12 protein-coding genes and 1 tRNA gene are annotated in these 15254 nt (G+C 45.6%); 4 read left to right on the top strand and 9 right to left on the bottom strand.

Going from position 1 to position 15254, the window contains the following annotated elements; translation table 11 throughout:
* Nucleotides 1-3 precede the first annotated feature (3 nt).
* The 3 genes from CHRO_RS17620 to CHRO_RS17610 are packed head-to-tail and all read right to left on the bottom strand — an operon-like array spanning nt 4 to nt 5025.
* Entirely contained in the window at nt 4-4248 is a 4245-nt protein-coding gene (locus CHRO_RS17620) for a helicase-related protein (RefSeq protein ID WP_015155592.1), read from the bottom strand.
* A 19-nt stretch (nt 4249-4267) separates the two neighbouring features.
* Entirely contained in the window at nt 4268-4711 is a 444-nt protein-coding gene (locus tag CHRO_RS17615) for a type II toxin-antitoxin system VapC family toxin (RefSeq protein WP_015155591.1), read from the bottom strand.
* Nucleotides 4711-5025: a hypothetical protein gene (locus tag CHRO_RS17610; RefSeq protein WP_015155590.1), complete on the bottom strand. Its 315-nt coding sequence runs from the start codon at nt 5023-5025 to the stop codon at nt 4711-4713. Before CHRO_RS17610 ends, CHRO_RS17615 begins: the two co-directional genes overlap by 1 nt.
* A gap of 74 nt (nt 5026-5099) precedes the next feature.
* Here CHRO_RS17610 and CHRO_RS17605 point away from each other — a divergent pair, with 74 nt between their 5' ends.
* A complete protein-coding gene (locus CHRO_RS17605; protein ID WP_015155589.1) occupies nt 5100-5318 on the top strand; it encodes a hypothetical protein in 219 nt (72 codons plus the stop codon).
* Nucleotides 5319-5321: 3 nt separating this feature from the next.
* The gene (locus tag CHRO_RS17600; protein ID WP_015155588.1) at nt 5322-5606 is read left to right on the top strand and encodes a type II toxin-antitoxin system RelE/ParE family toxin; all 285 of its coding nucleotides are present in this window, start codon (nt 5322-5324) and stop codon (nt 5604-5606) included.
* Here CHRO_RS17600 and CHRO_RS17595 read toward each other — a convergent pair.
* The 6 genes from CHRO_RS17595 to CHRO_RS17570 all read right to left on the bottom strand — a co-directional run bounded on the left by CHRO_RS17595 (nt 5600) and on the right by CHRO_RS17570 (nt 12867).
* A complete protein-coding gene (locus CHRO_RS17595) occupies nt 5600-8824 on the bottom strand; it encodes a type ISP restriction/modification enzyme (RefSeq protein ID WP_015155587.1) in 3225 nt (1074 codons plus the stop codon). The genes CHRO_RS17600 and CHRO_RS17595 overlap by 7 nt on opposite strands.
* 88 nt (nt 8825-8912) lie before the next feature.
* Nucleotides 8913-9155, bottom strand: coding sequence for a helix-turn-helix domain-containing protein (locus CHRO_RS17590; protein WP_015155586.1), 243 nt, complete (start codon nt 9153-9155; stop codon nt 8913-8915).
* Nucleotides 9156-9762: 607 nt separating this feature from the next.
* Nucleotides 9763-9835: transfer RNA gene (locus tag CHRO_RS17585), tRNA-Ala, on the bottom strand.
* 57 nt (nt 9836-9892) lie between these two features.
* Complete coding sequence (locus tag CHRO_RS17580) at nt 9893-10621, bottom strand: HAD family hydrolase (RefSeq protein ID WP_015155585.1); 729 nt, start codon at nt 10619-10621, stop codon at nt 9893-9895.
* Nucleotides 10622-10635: 14 nt separating this feature from the next.
* Complete coding sequence (locus CHRO_RS17575) at nt 10636-11514, bottom strand: class I SAM-dependent methyltransferase (protein WP_015155584.1); 879 nt, start codon at nt 11512-11514, stop codon at nt 10636-10638.
* Nucleotides 11515-11664: 150 nt separating this feature from the next.
* A complete protein-coding gene (locus CHRO_RS17570; RefSeq protein ID WP_015155583.1) occupies nt 11665-12867 on the bottom strand; it encodes an ROK family transcriptional regulator in 1203 nt (400 codons plus the stop codon).
* A gap of 106 nt (nt 12868-12973) precedes the next feature.
* Here CHRO_RS17570 and CHRO_RS17565 point away from each other — a divergent pair, with 106 nt between their 5' ends.
* On the top strand, nt 12974-13642 hold the full coding sequence (locus tag CHRO_RS17565; RefSeq protein WP_015155582.1) for an HAD family hydrolase: 669 nt from the start codon (nt 12974-12976) through the stop codon (nt 13640-13642).
* Between the two features lie 108 nt (nt 13643-13750).
* Nucleotides 13751-14977 carry an MFS transporter gene (locus CHRO_RS17560; RefSeq protein ID WP_015155581.1) on the top strand — a complete coding sequence of 409 codons (1227 nt, stop codon included), beginning with the start codon at nt 13751-13753 and terminating at the stop codon, nt 14975-14977.
* Nucleotides 14978-15254 lie beyond the last annotated feature (277 nt).

Here is a 15254-nt window from a genome sequence, read left to right as displayed (position 1 = left end):
TAGTTAAATTCTAATCAGGATTGCGGCTAAAGAAACTTGTAACATACTAGGTTGGATGCCCTCATTGGCAATGAGATTGAGTTTGTCAGCATCTTGCACTAGTTGAATCACAAAATCGATATCGTTTAATTTGGCTTTATCTCCATCCGTGTAATCCCGCAACAGCTTTTGTACTTGTTTCATCTCCTTCCAGGCATTCAATTTCTGAAAAGTCTTCCTCACCGTAGTTCGATCTATACCAGCAGGGAAGCAATCGAGTTGACTGACGCGGCGGTTAATTCTACTAATGCGATCGCTGGTAATATTAATGTTCTCTAGCGATTCTGGCTGTTCGATCTGGGCAAGGCGCTGTTGTTTGAGGGCAACCAATTGTTGATAGATTTCTTGAGCATGAGAGATAAAATCTGTGGCTGGTAGCACGTCCGCTATGGGAGGAGTTTTGAAGGCAGTGGCGATCGCCATCCCGTAACCATCCTTTTCTCCGGTTCGATCGTTCCAGAAAAGAGTCTGCTTGCGGTCTGGAATTGGTTCGCCATTGGGTCCAAAATATTCAATTGTCAGGGCTACTAATCCGGTAGGTTCTTCTTTCTCACCAGCACGACACCCCAAAGCAATCGGATTGGCTTGATAATCTTCGCCTAAGTGCTGAACTAGCCTGCCTAACTCCTCGCTATGGAGAATTTCGTTGTGGGTGTAAAGGTCGCGGCTGGTTTCTTGCTTTTGATAGGTATCCTCTTGTAAGTTCCCCTGCTCCATCCGCCTCGCTTTGACTAAGCTATTGAGAAAGTCAATGTAGCCAGGTAATACCTCATCATCGAATTGTGTATCGCCGTAAATTGAAGCCCCCAAAGCCTCAATACTAGAAATGGTGGGGATTTGTCGTTCGTCTAGAGCAAGTTCGCCGACGAGTTTCTTGTGTAGATTGCTCAAGCGACTGGCTTGACGTAGCAGTTGATTTTCACTGTTGGCGTAATAGATATAGATGTTTTCAACTCGACGTTGTTTGGGGCGATCGATCCGACCGATTCGCTGTTCTAGAATCATCGGGTTCCAGGGCAAATCTATGTTAATTAAATAATCGGCATCTTGGAGATTCTGCCCGACAGATAGGGTTTCCGATCCAATCAGGACGGCGAGTTCTGCCTCTGGCTTTGGTCTTGCTGCTGGGTCTTTACAGGTAGCGGCTGGGGCAAATAGCCGAAATATCTCCTGTCGCTTCATGCCTGTCAGTTGGCGCGTTCCTCGCGAAGCATTATTAGGACTGAAAACAAGTGGGTTAGTAGAATGGCTGGGATAGTAACGCTTGGTAGAACCAATTGCCATCCCAATTCCTCGATCCGCGATCGCCTCATCTCTAGTCATGTAACGGTAGTAGTCGATGACTGTATCCGAGAAGGTGGAAATCAACAGCACCTTATGACCTTGACTCACCAATTCTCGCACTTTCCCGGTCACTTGCTCTCGCTTGTGGTCGATCGCGATTTCACCTGCTAGAAGCTGCTGGATCTGCTCCAATTGCTCTAAGTCGCTGTCACAATCAGCTAGTATCCGGTCGTAAATAGATTGAGCTTTACTCAAGTCGTTGCCCAGTGCATCAGTTGCGATGTCAATCGAACGCCGCAGTTGTTGCCGCTTGTGTTGCTGTTGAGCCTGGGTTTCTTCGTCCTCATCCTCTTCGTCTTCTTCGTAGTCTTCATCCCAGGCGAAACTGTCGTCGTAGTCCGAGAAGTCCTGTTGTTTTTCTTTTTTCTCAGACTCGAACCCGTAGTGCAACAGCAGAAATTTTTTCAAACCATCAGCATCGGGGGAGACATTTTCTAACCGTTGCTGAAGTTGCCGAATGCGATCGCTAAAGTTTTGGATCGTGCGGTTGAGGGCATACATACTCGATTCTGCTCGTTGCAGGAAAAAGCGGCGCTGGTTTTGAAGGAGACTGCGCTGTTCGACATTGCCGCGCAAATAACGGATCGGGTCGGCAAAGGGAATAAACAAGCTAGTTTCAAAGGAAGTAAATATCCGATCGAGTGCAAGTTCGGTACTGGCTTCAAATTCTACAGGCAACCATTCTGCTACCCGCTTGGCATACATATTTAAGTCTGGCGTAGCATCGCGTAGCATCTGCCGCGTGCGCTGGAGAAACAATTCGCGGTAGGTGCGGCGGAATAGTTCTGTGTTGTCGGTGAAATTCTCTACGCCAATTTCTCGATTTTGAAACCATTGGCTTAGTTCTGGGGGAAATCCTAGATCGTTGAATCCTTCTGGACGACTGAGAAAAGGGGAAAGGATGTTGTAGATGTCTGCACGGCGGTTGTTCCAAGGTGTAGCAGTCAGGAGTAAGAAATGGCGTTGTCTTCCCGTTGCGCGATCGCTCTCCTGAATCGCCGCACAAGTTTTATGAATCCGGTTGTTGTAGTTGCGAATGCCTTCGTGAGCCTCATCGATAATTACTAAATCGGAACCGCCGTAACGGTTGAAGTCAGTGAGAAAGTTATTTCCCTTACGGCTCATTAAGTTTTTGTTGTAAAGCTCGTATTCATTGGGTTTGAAGCCCAATTCAGCCATCTCTCGCTCCCAGTTGGGATGGAGTTTCTTAGCAGCGACGATCGCGATTTTAGCACTTACGTTTTGTTGACGATACAACCTGGCAACAGCAGCTGCTAAACGAGTCTTGCCCAAACCGACAGCATCGGCACAGACGGCAACGCCAAAGTCTTGCATTACCCGCAAGCAGTGCTGCGCCCCAGATTTTTGATGCTCGAATAGGACATCTTGACCGAGTAGTTCGTCGAGTAGATCGCTGCGTTCGACGCGGAATTGGTGCGGGCGTTGCTGGGCAAGCCAATAGAGAAAATCTTGGGGAGTGCCGTGCTTTCTGGTGAGGATCGTTTCTACGGCTTGCTTGAATCCGAGAATTTCGCCAAATTCTGGAATTTCTAACGATCGCTCGACGGCTGCGGGTTGCCTGGGTGAGGTGCGATAAACGCCCGTGCTGGTTTTAGCCTGAAAATCTGTGAGGGGAATCGGTGGGTGTTGGGGATCTACTTCAACTCGACCGACGATTCGTTCTTTTTCTTTAGTGTCAATGGTGACTTTGACGAGTTCGTTATCTGCTACAGTAATCTCGTCAACTAAATCCAGGTTGCGACCAGTAATTTCAACTGGGGTCGTTTCACCTGGGATAAATTCGTCGGGGGCGATCGCCTCGATGACTGGTCGATCGGCTTGAGCGCGGCGATCGCGTTCGGCTAGTACCTGTTGTAAAAATTCTTGCGATAGGTCAAAAGTCGTGTCTTGGCGCTGCCACTCGGCATCAAATTGACGGATGCTATCGGCGATCGCTTCTGCATCCATTTCTTCCCAGGAATAGAGAAATAACAAGCTTTCGGCATTTCTGCCATGAGCCGCTCGCGTAAAGTTGTCGGAACCTTCGTGTAGGATGTGATTGTCGAGCGAATCGCTGAATATACCCGTTTTCTTGTGGTAAATCGCCCGTCCCGATTCCATTTTTACCAGTTTGATTTGCAAAAATCCCAGCCGGACTAATTCTGCTAGAATTTCTGTTCCCGTGAAAGCGCGATCGGCTAATCCCTGTAAAAATTCCTTGAGGGTACGGCGGAAGTATTGAGCGCGGTAGTCGGGATCTTGCAGTTTCTCTAGTTCTTCTATGTCTGCTTGTTTGGTGAAGCCGTGCCAGTCTAGTAGCAGGCGAATCTCGCCTTCGTTTTGAATAATTTTTTGCAGCGGTTCTTCATACAGCTTGAGTACCCCACTGTCAAAATATGCTGTCGATCGCCGATAGATGTGGCTGCGCTCTAAAATGTTACCGATAAAGGTATTGTATTTCTCTAGTTCGTCTGGCAGGTTGAATCTGCGGCGGCGATCGCTTTGGACTTCAATGAAACTGCCTGCAAGTAAAGTCTTTTCCTCTGTGGTGCTTTCTAATTCTAGGAAGGGGGCGATCTCAGTGAGAGGACTGGTTCGCAGCAGCGTGGTGCTGGGGATGCTGCCAGTGAAGCGGGGGGCGTAGGTGAAAACTTTGGCGCGTTTGGGATCGATCCGCAGCAGTTTATGCGTGGCGTGTTTGCCACCGATACCCAAAAAGGTGACGATATTCCTCAGTAAGGTGTCAGCGTCGCGGTGCTTGAAAACTAGCCAATGTTGGTTGTCAATGCCCTTGATGGGATTACCTTGGGGTAGGTAGTAAGGGCGTTGTTTGCGAATGAGATCTTGGATAACGTTTTCAAGCATGAGAGGGACGCGAGGGGATTTAAAGCCAGGATTCAACTGACAATGTTTTTACTTGTTGGATACGCGGAAAGTCACTATCGACTGATACAACGGTAAGACTGTGTTGCAAAGCAATGGCAGCAATCCAAAGATCGTTTTCATCAAATCCTAAATCGGTAATTTTTGTCTTCCGGCGCTTGCTTTTCTCTTTGGGAGCAAACTGGTTAAATAGTGCTGCTTTTCGTTGTCCGTAAATAGTAGCGGTATTATCTATAACTAAATAGATACGTATATCTTCGAGAAATTCTGCCAAGCGAGCGCGATTAGTTTCCTTTTGAGTTGATTTTTCCACCATGTATGTGAGTTCTCCCTGCACGATGACGCAGGTAGCAATATTCAACTCTCCCACTTGGGCGACTCGGCGAATAACGTTTGGTTCGCCTGAAATGATAGCGCTACAGTGGTTCGTATCGAGCAGGTACATTATTCAAAGGGATTAAGGTCATACTCAAACTTGGCTTTGCCACGTGTGGCGTAAACTTGCTGAAGGCACTCTTCAAAGTCGTCGCCAGCCCACGTCCCAGCGTGTCTGAGGATAGAACGCCCAGAAGCAGGGCGATAGGGTTGTTGAGAATTTTTGGTTGAATCTGTTTCCAATTTGGTTGGTACAGTAGATGCGGCTTCTGACTTCTCTAGATTTTGTTTTGTTTTCAAAAAGCGCAAAAAGTCTAGCGTTTCAGCCAAAAGAGTATCTGGGGTAGATTCTATTTCTTGAAGTAGTTGTTTTTTAATAGTCATGGGTTAATCCTTACGTTTCTTTACTGTTATCTAAAACTTATCCATAATAATATGTAGATTTCTGAGTCAGCGTGATGGCAAACCTAGATAAAGTTTTGGATGAGGCAATGGATTTGCCACTAGAACAGCAGGAAATGCTGGTACAAATCCTACAACGTCGGATGATAGAGCGACGCAGAGATGAAATTGCTGCTGATGCCGCAGCTTCTTTAGCCCAATTCAGAGCAGGTAAGCTAAAAGCGCAAACCGCTTCTGAAGCGATCGCCGAACTACGAGAATTTCTTAACTCATGAATAATGAGTAAAATAGTCATCTCCAGTAAATTCAAGAGAGCGTTCCGCAAATTTACTCGCCGTAATACGCAGTTGCAAGTACGGATTGAGGAAACAATTACTGCGTTGTCTGATGACATATTCAATCCATCTTTGGGTACTCATAAGCTAGAAGGAAAATTATCGGGTTTACTATCTTGTTCTTGTGGGTATGACTGTCGTATTGTCTTTGCGATTGAAACGGAGGAAGAAAGCGGTGAAATACTTGTAATTTTGTTGGACGTTGGTACTCATGATGAAGTTTATTGAATGGGAAAGCCAGGAATGGCTGCGTCAATTTTTGCCATTAGCTCTATTGTCTCTTGCAGGGCAACGACGATCCGCATATAGTGTAGGATGTCTTCATCGCTAAGGGTGCGCCCTTTACGATCTTTGAGCCATTTTTGACAGACTTGGTAGCCGCCAACGTAGAAGTTCCAGACGTTTTCAGGTACTCCGGTGAATCTGTCGCCTTTTTTGTTGATGATTACGTCACCCTGCTGGTATTTGGGTGCAATATCAACAACTCGATCGCCACCGCGATCTTCATACTGGGTAATTGTGTTGTCTAATTTAGGAGATTTCATCAAATGCAGTGCTACCAGTTCTTCACCGTATGCAGCTAACTGGTGGAAGAGTTTGTCGCTGCTGGTGAGGGGGACGCGGGGAAAGTCGATTTTGAGGAATTCAGCGTAGCGGGTGCGGTAGGTGGGGGAGTGGAAGATGGCGTAGATGTAGTAGAAGATAGCTTCTGGGGTGGGAGTATAGCCGAGTTTTGAGGTGATGTCTTTGAGGAAGTCTGGAGAAAAATTAGGTCGGGATTGTTCTTCTAAGGCTAATTGTAGAGAACTATTAGTGTTTGGGTAGAGGTAGAGAGGAGCAATGTAAGATGCACCAGCACCAGCATTTTTGTTACCAATAACGCACTGATGAGGAATATAACCACTTACAAGTATAGAAAATTCATAGCTTGGAGAAAGGGGTCTAGTCCAAAGTAGAGCAAAGTTAGATTCTACTAAAAGATGACCTACTATTTCATTTCTTGGAAACTCTACCACATCTGCGTGATGATAGTACTGTCTAAAATCGAAAGGGCGGTAAAGAGTCTTTGTAAAGAATTTTTCCCATTCTTTGTTTTTAGCTAAAGAGAGTCGTTTCTTACTGAGTTTCCAATCACGAGTGTCTTTAAGATTGTAATTTTCAGAGATTTCTACATCTGAAATATCTAAATTTCTAAAGCTTGATATACCATCGTAAAGTCTTGACAAGTCAAAATTCATGACGAAATCGTCACGATGAGTTCTAGCACCTGTTGAATTTAATGGCATGGCATCTGTAATCTTCCAGCAAAGCTCATATTCCGGTAACAGAGAAACATCTTGAGGAGAAAAAAGAGAGAAAGGTAGTTTGGGATTGATACAACTCCATTTTGTAGTCGCTATATCATTTTTATTCAACCATTCATGCTTTGCTTCTCTACTACCCCATAAATTGGTATGATAAGTAGTATTTATATTCTGAGATTTTTTTTGGACTTGAGTAAAGATACCAATTGCTACACCCTGTTGAATATCAAAAACATTTTCGTCTTTTGAGCCATTAGGAGTTTTTTCTTTTCTTTTAGAATTCCCATGTAAGTCAAGAGTATAAATAGTATCAAATGTCTGTATTAAACTTTGACGCATACCACGAAAAGTTGGATTGTCTAAGTAGCCATGATTAGTAATAAAGCTTAAAATTCCATAACCTGTCTGCTCAATTCGCCATTGAGCAAAGCGGATAAATTTTACATAGTCATCTAATAAAAGTTTAGGATTTTGTTCTTTAATTTCATCTTTTGGATAATAGCTATCTCGAACTAAATCAGTTGCCCATTTTTTTGTATTAGCAGAGTTAGCTGAATATGGAGGATTACCAACAACTACCATAATTGGCAAGTCACGCTTGATTTCTGTCGCTTGGTCAGCTTCCTGTGCAATGAACTCCTCAAATAGAGTTTCAGTCTTTCTAACTGCATCATCTAGCGTGTTAGTTAGATAAATCCCTAGCCGCTTACCACTATTAAACTGATACCCTGTTTCTTTTAAAAACAAACTGATTTTGAGATGCGCGATCGCATAAGGAGCCATCAATAACTCAAACCCGAATATTCTTGGTAATAATCGCTCTTTTACATAACTAGACCAAGACTTATCAGTTAACCCTACTGTTAATGCTTCTGGTGACTCTTGAAAACGCTGATAAATTAGTTGACAAATCCACAATAAAAATGTCCCAGTGCCGCAAGCAGGATCGAGTATCATCACCTCTGGATCGGCTAGTCCCAAAGGCTTATTAAACTTCTCTTTCAATAAAATATCTACCGATCGCACCATATAAGAAACCACAGGTTCCGGCGTGTAGTAAACCCCTCGCCGTTCCCGCATCTGTGGTTTATATGCTTTCAGAAAATCTTCGTAGAACCGAATAATAATATCTTCTTGCCCGATCTTTTGCTCAAAATCTGATAGTACAGCATCCATTTCTGCTGCTCTTAACACTGACAATAATTCTGAGACAGCACTAACTAAATCCTCTCCCAAATCTTCGGGTGGTTGTTTTGAGATATCTTCAAATAGTTTACGGAGGAAAGGATTAGTTTCTGGTAGAAATTCCCAAGCATTATCGCGGTAAAAGTCTGGTTCCAGATCGTTCGGATTCTTTTTCTCTCGCTTGAATTTGAGAAAACCAAACACCCTTGCCGTAAACAACCCATAGGCGACAGTCTGAGCGTAGATATCTGCAAAGCTATAGTCTTTCTCGTTATCTGCTTGAAGTTTGAGTGTTGGTAGCAGTTCCTTTCTAAAGCTCTCGAATAGCTTATGCAAGTATCCCCCTGCTGTTTCGGTTTCATAAACCGAGGGAATTGCCTGTTCGATCCGTCTGGCAACTTCTGCCATCAACTGCGCCAACTTCTCAGCCGTCTTCACGCCTGGGTAGAACACCCAATCAACTTGCGGAATCAAAGCTGTAAGGCGATCGGCTATGCGTACCGTTCCCTGTTGCAATCGGCTCAATCGTCCTGGTAACTCGCGATCGCTCCACTCAAAAGTCTGAATCTGCCGTTGTCGCAACCCTCCCTCAGTTGGTAAGATTAATGCCACGCGCCCTTGCAGATTTGCTTCGGGTAAGAGCAGATACATTACGGGTTGCTCTGTTGTCACCCGCCCAACATAATGCCCGTAAATATTGTTTTGTTGCTCTGGTGCGATCAAAAACTGCCTGATGTCGCGATCGCTCCCATCATTTAATTCTGCATAAAAACCAACCGCGATCGGACAAGTATCAGCTGCATCCTCTTTACTCTCACCAGGACGCAAATACCAAAACCGAGAACCTTCGCGATCGAGTTCTTTAACTGGGTATCCTAAAATTTTCCGCAATTCCTCAACGCGATCCTCTTGCGTCCCAGTCATAACTACACGCAAATGCTCCTTGGTGAGAGCCATAAGCCACCAATCCCTGATTACTTTTAAGTGATAAAAATTGAGCCGTTTATAGACGTGGAACAGGCTCTCGTCCAATCTGTCTGGAAGACTAACTAGCTAAATATTTAGCCAGCAACTCCTGACCGCGATCGCCCATCTGTTGCAGCATTCCCTCAATCTTCTGCACAGCCAGAGGTGAAGGAATACCACGCCCCCTTTCCCACCTGCTGACAGAGGAGTATGTCACGCCCAACCGAGCAGCAAACTGTTCTTGGGTTAAACCCGTCAAAGCCCTTAGTTCTCGAACGAACTGGCTAATTTGTAATTGGTTGAGCAGCTTTTGGACAGACATCTGACCTTTGAACCTGGAGCGCGTTACTTGACATAGCATTTAATCTGCTACGTGCAACATCCTATTTGCTTCCACTAAAGAATGTCATTGAAAATTTCACTGAAGTCAAAAAATCAGTAGTCTACTGAGACTTTATAGAAACTTTAATTTGGAGATACTGCGATCGCACTTGATGTTGGTTAACAAATTATTTACCGTCTTAACAGATTGATGTCATCGAAAGAGAAAACCTTGCAGCACAAGCGGTTTCATACCAATTCTATTTATCCTTGCACTAAATCGGTCGCTCATAGCCCCCCTTGTTAAGGGGGGTTGGGGCTCTTCCGTGGCACAGTCAGCTCAAAATGGTATCAGTTGTTGAAGCGATTGCTCAACCGCGCCTTGTGAAGTATGCTCAAAAAACTACAACTCCCAGAGCCGACTTGTTTTCAGCAGTTGACGATCGGATAACATTAATTTGTTAAAGCGACAAACAACCCTGTTAATCGACACCAGCTCTAGATATCTCGATCTGTACCCATTTTTGGGTTGCTTATTGAGAATGAACTCGTAAACAAAGTTAGGCTGATAAACTACAAAACCCTTTAATAGAAAGGGTTTGCGACGATGGAGAATAGGAGACTCGAACCCCTGACCTCTGCGGTGCGATCGCAGCGCTCTACCAACTGAGCTAATTCCCCGTACTAATTTTAGATTTTGGACTGCTAGTCTCAAATTCCTATATGCCACTTGGTATTTTAACATTCAGCGACGGTGGCTTGTGAGTTTGCTTTGGAAAGTACTTGTTGCACCCATTCCAAATCTAACTGGTTGAGGTAATCTACAGCCCAGTTTGCTTGACGTTGCATCATGTGAAATGGATAGGTATTTGCAACTCCAACAACCGGAATTTTTGCTGTCTTCGCTGCTTGGATTCCTGCTGGAGTATCTTCGATCGCAATACACTCTCTTGGCTGCAACCGAAGTTCGGGATAGAGTTGGTTGAGGCGTTCTACTGCCAACAAATAGCCATCTGGTTCTGGTTTACTGGTAGTAATATCATCGCCAGCAACTAATACAGAAAAGTATTGTGTCAAATTCAAACGCTGCAAAACTAATTCAATTTCCGATCGCATTGCGCCACTAACTACAGCTAACTTTAATTGTTGGCTACGGGCTTGAAAAACCAAATCTTCTAAACCTGGATACGTAGGTAAGTTAGGAATTTTTTCTAATTCTTGCTGGTATGCCTGCGCCTTGCGCTGCATTAATTGGAGTAAATATGTCTCACTCACAAATCGACCTCGACGTTTGAGCAATTCAGCTAAACAAACGCGATCGCTTCTCCCTAGACAAACTTCTTCAAACTCACCCGGGATTGGGCGTAAATTTTCTTCAACTAATAACTGTTCGATCAGTTGTTTATGAATCGGTTCGTCATTAATAATAACGCCATTAAAATCAAATAAAACTGCCTTTAACGCCATACTATATTATTACCTTAATACCCAGGAGCCGGAATCCATTCCTCTGTTATTACCATATCTTCTTCTGTCTCCTGTCTCCTGTCTCCTGTCTCCTGCATCAAAGGCTTAATTCCACGAGTTACTTGATTGACTAACCACACATCATCAGTCTGCACTGCTGCAAAGCCTGCTTTACCCATCCAGACATCCAAATTTCCCTGCGCAAATTCTCGAATGTATGGTTCCTCAAACACATTATTCAACCAATCGAGATGGCGTAAAGTCTGCTGATTGCCATCCAAAACGATCGCCTCGCCGCCTGCTTTCAGCAATCGAAAGCTTTCCTGCAAGATCGCTTGAGTCACCTGTGCTGGCGTTTCGTGAAATAACAAGGATATCGTCACCAGATCGAAACTGGCAGCTGGTAGTTTTGTCTCTTCAGCATTGCCATGCAGCCACTTAATCGCTAATCCTGCGGTTTTGGCTTTGTCTTCTGCCCTGACTAGCATGTATGGCGATAAATCTAAGCCGATAACTTCTGCTTGGGGAAAAGCCTGTTTTAATATCAGCGTCGTGGAACCAGTACCGCAGCCTAAATCTATAATTCTGCTTGGCTTAACGCGAATACGTTCTAGCAATCCTTGACGGACTAGAGTTTCATTAGGTAGCAGGACGTATTGAGTAATTGGATCGTAAGAAACAGCTGCACCAGAATTAAGATATCCGCCCTTAATTCCGTGAAAATTTTGACTGCTGTAGTATACGGGAACCTTGACCTCTGGACGGCGAAAGCGATCGCTTTCTTTCTCCCAGTCTATACTACGGGCGTATCGCCTTAACTCCTCTTCGTCAATAAATAAACGCACGACAGGCGCTAAGAACTGTTCCCAAATTGTATCTTGACGCGCTGCCATAAGTATGCCTCGCTAAGGGACGATCGCGACTTGCTATTTCTATTTACAAATTTTAATACATTCTTGCAGTTGTCAGTGGCTAGTGGCTGGTGACTAGTGACTAGAATTGTCTTGCTCCCTCAACTTCCCCAACTCCCCCAACTCCCGAAATTAGCCAGCTAACAAAACTAAATCGGGAACTTGAAAGAGTGACTGATAGGCAAGTACAGCCCCGCCAATTGCTGCCGCATCTTCGCCAAAAACTGATACGTCAAAACGAGCTTTCGGATCGCTGAAGAATCCACCACCACCATTACCAGGTACGCAGTCTCGCAACATCGAGTCCAATTCCTCTTTAACGTGAGGAACCAATACAGCAAGCGGTCCACCGATCGCGATTCGTTCGGGATTGAGAATATTTGCTAAGTTAATTAATCCCCAGCCTAATATCTGCACCCATTCAGACACAACCGCGCGGGCGAGGGGTTCGTCTTGGCGGAAATGTACGACCAAATCGCCAATTTCTCCTGCTTGTCCTCCCCGCTGGCGATAGTTTTGCAGCAACGCCTCTCTACCGACAAATGTGCCTAAATCTCCGCAGCCAGTTGGCATTGGTAAAATTGCCCCGACTTCTCCCGCAGTGCCGTAAGCGCCGCGAAAGATGCGATTGTTTAACACGATTCCCGCCCCAATTCCTTTATTAATTAATAGATAGAGCAAGCTATGACAGTGCATGGCACTACCTAGATACACCTCTGCTAAAGCGGCGGCGTTCGCATCATTATCTACAAATAAAGGCAATTGAATGTGAGGCTGAAGGTAGCGGCGCAGATCGACACCTACCCACTGTAAAAATGGCGAATAGATGACCACACCTGCTAAGTTCATGGTTGCTTGGATGGCTAGCCCAATTCCTCGCGATCGCTCTTGTTTGGTCGGATCGGACTGCTGCACTTGCCCAATTAATTGTCCGAGTTGGCTGAGGACAATTTCTGGTTCTCGACTACCTATTAGTGGTGCTTGAATGCGGTTGACAACTTGGGCAGCTAAATTCAACTGCACTACCGTTAGCTGTTCGTACTCGATCGCCGCACCAATAAAAAATGCCCCATCGGGATTTAAACTCAGTCCGACTCCTGGTCTTCCCCCTCCAGGAGGCGCGATAATTTCACCGCTTTCTCGAATTAAGCCCTGCGAGATTAATTCGGCTGTAATTACGGTAACAGTCGATCGCGTCAGTCCTGTGGAACGGGCAATTTCAGCCCGAGTCTTTGGCGCACGACATCTAAGAAGTTCCAAAATGCGGGCATAGTTGATTTGTTTTAACAGTGTTGTATTGGTGGCGATCGATGGTGAATGTCGATCTGCGGTCATTTTTCTAATCTTTAGTAAGTTTGTTTTTCTAACAAACAAATTAGCATTATAGAGACGTTATGTGTGTAGAGACGTTCCATGTCACATCTCTGCTGGAGAAAAAGATATGAAAAGCTTCGACTGTGAGGCAGTCCTATTCGATCTCGACGGTGTATTGGTCAATTCAAATGTAGCTGTAGAAGGACATTGGCGTAGGTGGGCGCAGCAGCACGGTTTAGATGCAGAGGCAATTTTGAAAATCTCTCACGGTCGTCCGGCGACAGAGACAATTCGCGAAGTTGCGCCGCACTTAATCGCAGAGGAAGAAGGTAGGGCGTTTCTGCAACGGGAGGCGGAGGATTTAGCTGGTGTGGTGGAAGTGGAAGGAGTAGCAAATTTACTGAATTCATTACCAGATCGGCAATGGGCAATTGTCACGTCAGGGACGCAGGCGATCGCAACCAACCGTTTGCGTCATGTTGGTTTATCTGTTCCCAAAGTCATGATTACGGCAGATGATATTAGCCGTGGTAAGCCCGATCCTGAAGGATATCTCAAAGCAGCATCAAGGTTGGGTGTCCCACCAGAACGCTGTCTGGTAGTGGAGGATGCTGTGGCTGGTGTCAAAGCGGCACGGGCAGCGGGAATGAGTGTGGTGGCGGTGGCGACGACTTATCAGCCAGCAGATTTAATTGAGGCGGATGCGATCGTACCTGCTTTGGTAGGGATGGCGATCGAGCAACAGGTGATGGATGGCGATCGGGTTGGGTTAAGGGTGTTGTTAGCAGAAGCGTGAGGAAGTCAGAAGTTGTAGGGGCGGGTTTAGCGAATAGATCGACCACTGAAACAGTGAATCTTTGGTGAAAACCCGCCCGTACCCAAGCCAAATAAATGCAGGGGAGATATGGGTGATAAGCGGGTGTTAGGCAAAAATGTGAAGCGATCGCATTTTGGGAAAGAGGCGGTTTGGTTTGGGGTAGCGATCGCGTTTTATGCTTTTGTGGCGATCGCAGTAGCAGAGGCGGGATTGGGGGTTTTGTTGCCTTCGATTTTGGCTGCATATAATTTAAATCCGGCAACTGTAACGCTGCTGTTTATCAGTCAGACGGGTGGTTATGTTGTGGCAGCGTTCTCTAGTAGTCTGATTAGCAGCCGTTTGGGGTTGGCACGGATGCTGTTAGTAGCGGCAATGTTGCTGATGGGGGCGCTGATAATCTATGCGCTGAATCCGTTTTGGTGGGTGATGGTGGCGGCTGGCGTGCTTTTGGGGCTGGGAATTGCCCTGATTGATGCTGGAATTAATACATTTATTGTGGATAACCAACGGACTAACCATCTCGTGGGAATGTTGCACGCTTTTTATGGTGTTGGTGCATTGTTAGGTCCCACGATCGCCACTTCGCTACTAGCTTTTGGGTTGAATTGGCGATCGATCTATTTGGTATTTGCAGGAGTGGTAGGGCTGTTGGTGGTGGCGGTGGCTATAGCGATCGTCCAAAATTATCGACCGATGACGCAGAAAATCAATGCTTCTGGGACGAGTGCTAAGGCTAATCTCCGCGTTGCTTTACAGACACCTGCTGTCCTGCTAACGGGTTTGCTATTGATGGTTTATGTGGGTGCAGAGGTTTGTGTGGGTAACTGGGCTTACTCGGTGCAAAATCTCAGTCGCGGGATCCCGCCAATCGTTGCTGGATACAGCATTAGCGCTTACTGGCTGGGACTGACAATTGGGCGTTTGAGTTTGGGATATTTCATGCGACGACTCGGTGCAGTCCGCACGTTGGATATTTCTCTAGTGGTGCTGAGTATTGGTTTACTAGCTTGGTGGCTAGTACCAAACCTGTATTTGAGCTTACCGCTGATTGGTTTCGGGTTTGCGGCAATCTATCCGGCAACAATTGCCTTATTACCACAGAGGATATCTCCTGCATTAATACCAGCCGCGATCGGTTTCGTGTCGAGTGTCGCTAGTTTAGGTGCAGCCAGTTTGCCCAGTGCAGTCGGTTGGATCGCCTCCCGTACTAGTTTGGAAATTATTCCTGTTTTAATGATGCCTCTAGCCCTAGTGATGGTAATTGTACATCGATGGCTAGTAGGAACGGGGAGCAGGGAGCAGCGATCGATGTAGGGGCGGGTTTCACCTAAAATCTCTGCTAAACGAAGCGGTTTAATAAACCCGCCCTTACACCCATATTCGGAGGAGTTCTCTTGTTGTATTTTTTTGTAGCACAATGTATTATGTAAAATGAACTTGCATAAGCTAAGTTAGTATTCTCCCCTGTAGAGATAGTCAATCTGGGAATCAAAAACCCAAGTATTCTCTAGGGGCGCACAGTCGTGCGCCCTGGGTCATGTTTCTGTAGGGGCGCACAGTCGTGTGCCCTGGGTCATGTTTCTGTAGGGGC

Source organism: Chroococcidiopsis thermalis PCC 7203 (assembly GCF_000317125.1).
GTDB lineage: Bacteria > Cyanobacteriota > Cyanobacteriia > Cyanobacteriales > Chroococcidiopsidaceae > Chroococcidiopsis > Chroococcidiopsis thermalis.
Note: the sequence above shows the minus strand (reverse complement) of the source record. Positions and strands in the feature narration are given on the sequence as shown.

Coding starts and splice junctions, on each gene's coding strand:
- CHRO_RS17620 (WP_015155592.1), bottom strand. CDS start 4,248: ATGCTTGAAAACGTTATCCAAGATCTCATTCGCAAACAACGCCCTTAC.
- CHRO_RS17615 (WP_015155591.1), bottom strand. CDS start 4,711: ATGTACCTGCTCGATACGAACCACTGTAGCGCTATCATTTCAGGCGAA.
- CHRO_RS17610 (WP_015155590.1), bottom strand. CDS start 5,025: ATGACTATTAAAAAACAACTACTTCAAGAAATAGAATCTACCCCAGAT.
- CHRO_RS17605 (WP_015155589.1), top strand. CDS start 5,100: ATGGCAAACCTAGATAAAGTTTTGGATGAGGCAATGGATTTGCCACTA.
- CHRO_RS17600 (WP_015155588.1), top strand. CDS start 5,322: ATGAGTAAAATAGTCATCTCCAGTAAATTCAAGAGAGCGTTCCGCAAA.
- CHRO_RS17595 (WP_015155587.1), bottom strand. CDS start 8,824: ATGGCTCTCACCAAGGAGCATTTGCGTGTAGTTATGACTGGGACGCAA.
- CHRO_RS17590 (WP_015155586.1), bottom strand. CDS start 9,155: ATGTCTGTCCAAAAGCTGCTCAACCAATTACAAATTAGCCAGTTCGTT.
- CHRO_RS17580 (WP_015155585.1), bottom strand. CDS start 10,621: ATGGCGTTAAAGGCAGTTTTATTTGATTTTAATGGCGTTATTATTAAT.
- CHRO_RS17575 (WP_015155584.1), bottom strand. CDS start 11,514: ATGGCAGCGCGTCAAGATACAATTTGGGAACAGTTCTTAGCGCCTGTC.
- CHRO_RS17570 (WP_015155583.1), bottom strand. CDS start 12,867: ATGACCGCAGATCGACATTCACCATCGATCGCCACCAATACAACACTG.
- CHRO_RS17565 (WP_015155582.1), top strand. CDS start 12,974: ATGAAAAGCTTCGACTGTGAGGCAGTCCTATTCGATCTCGACGGTGTA.
- CHRO_RS17560 (WP_015155581.1), top strand. CDS start 13,751: ATGGGTGATAAGCGGGTGTTAGGCAAAAATGTGAAGCGATCGCATTTT.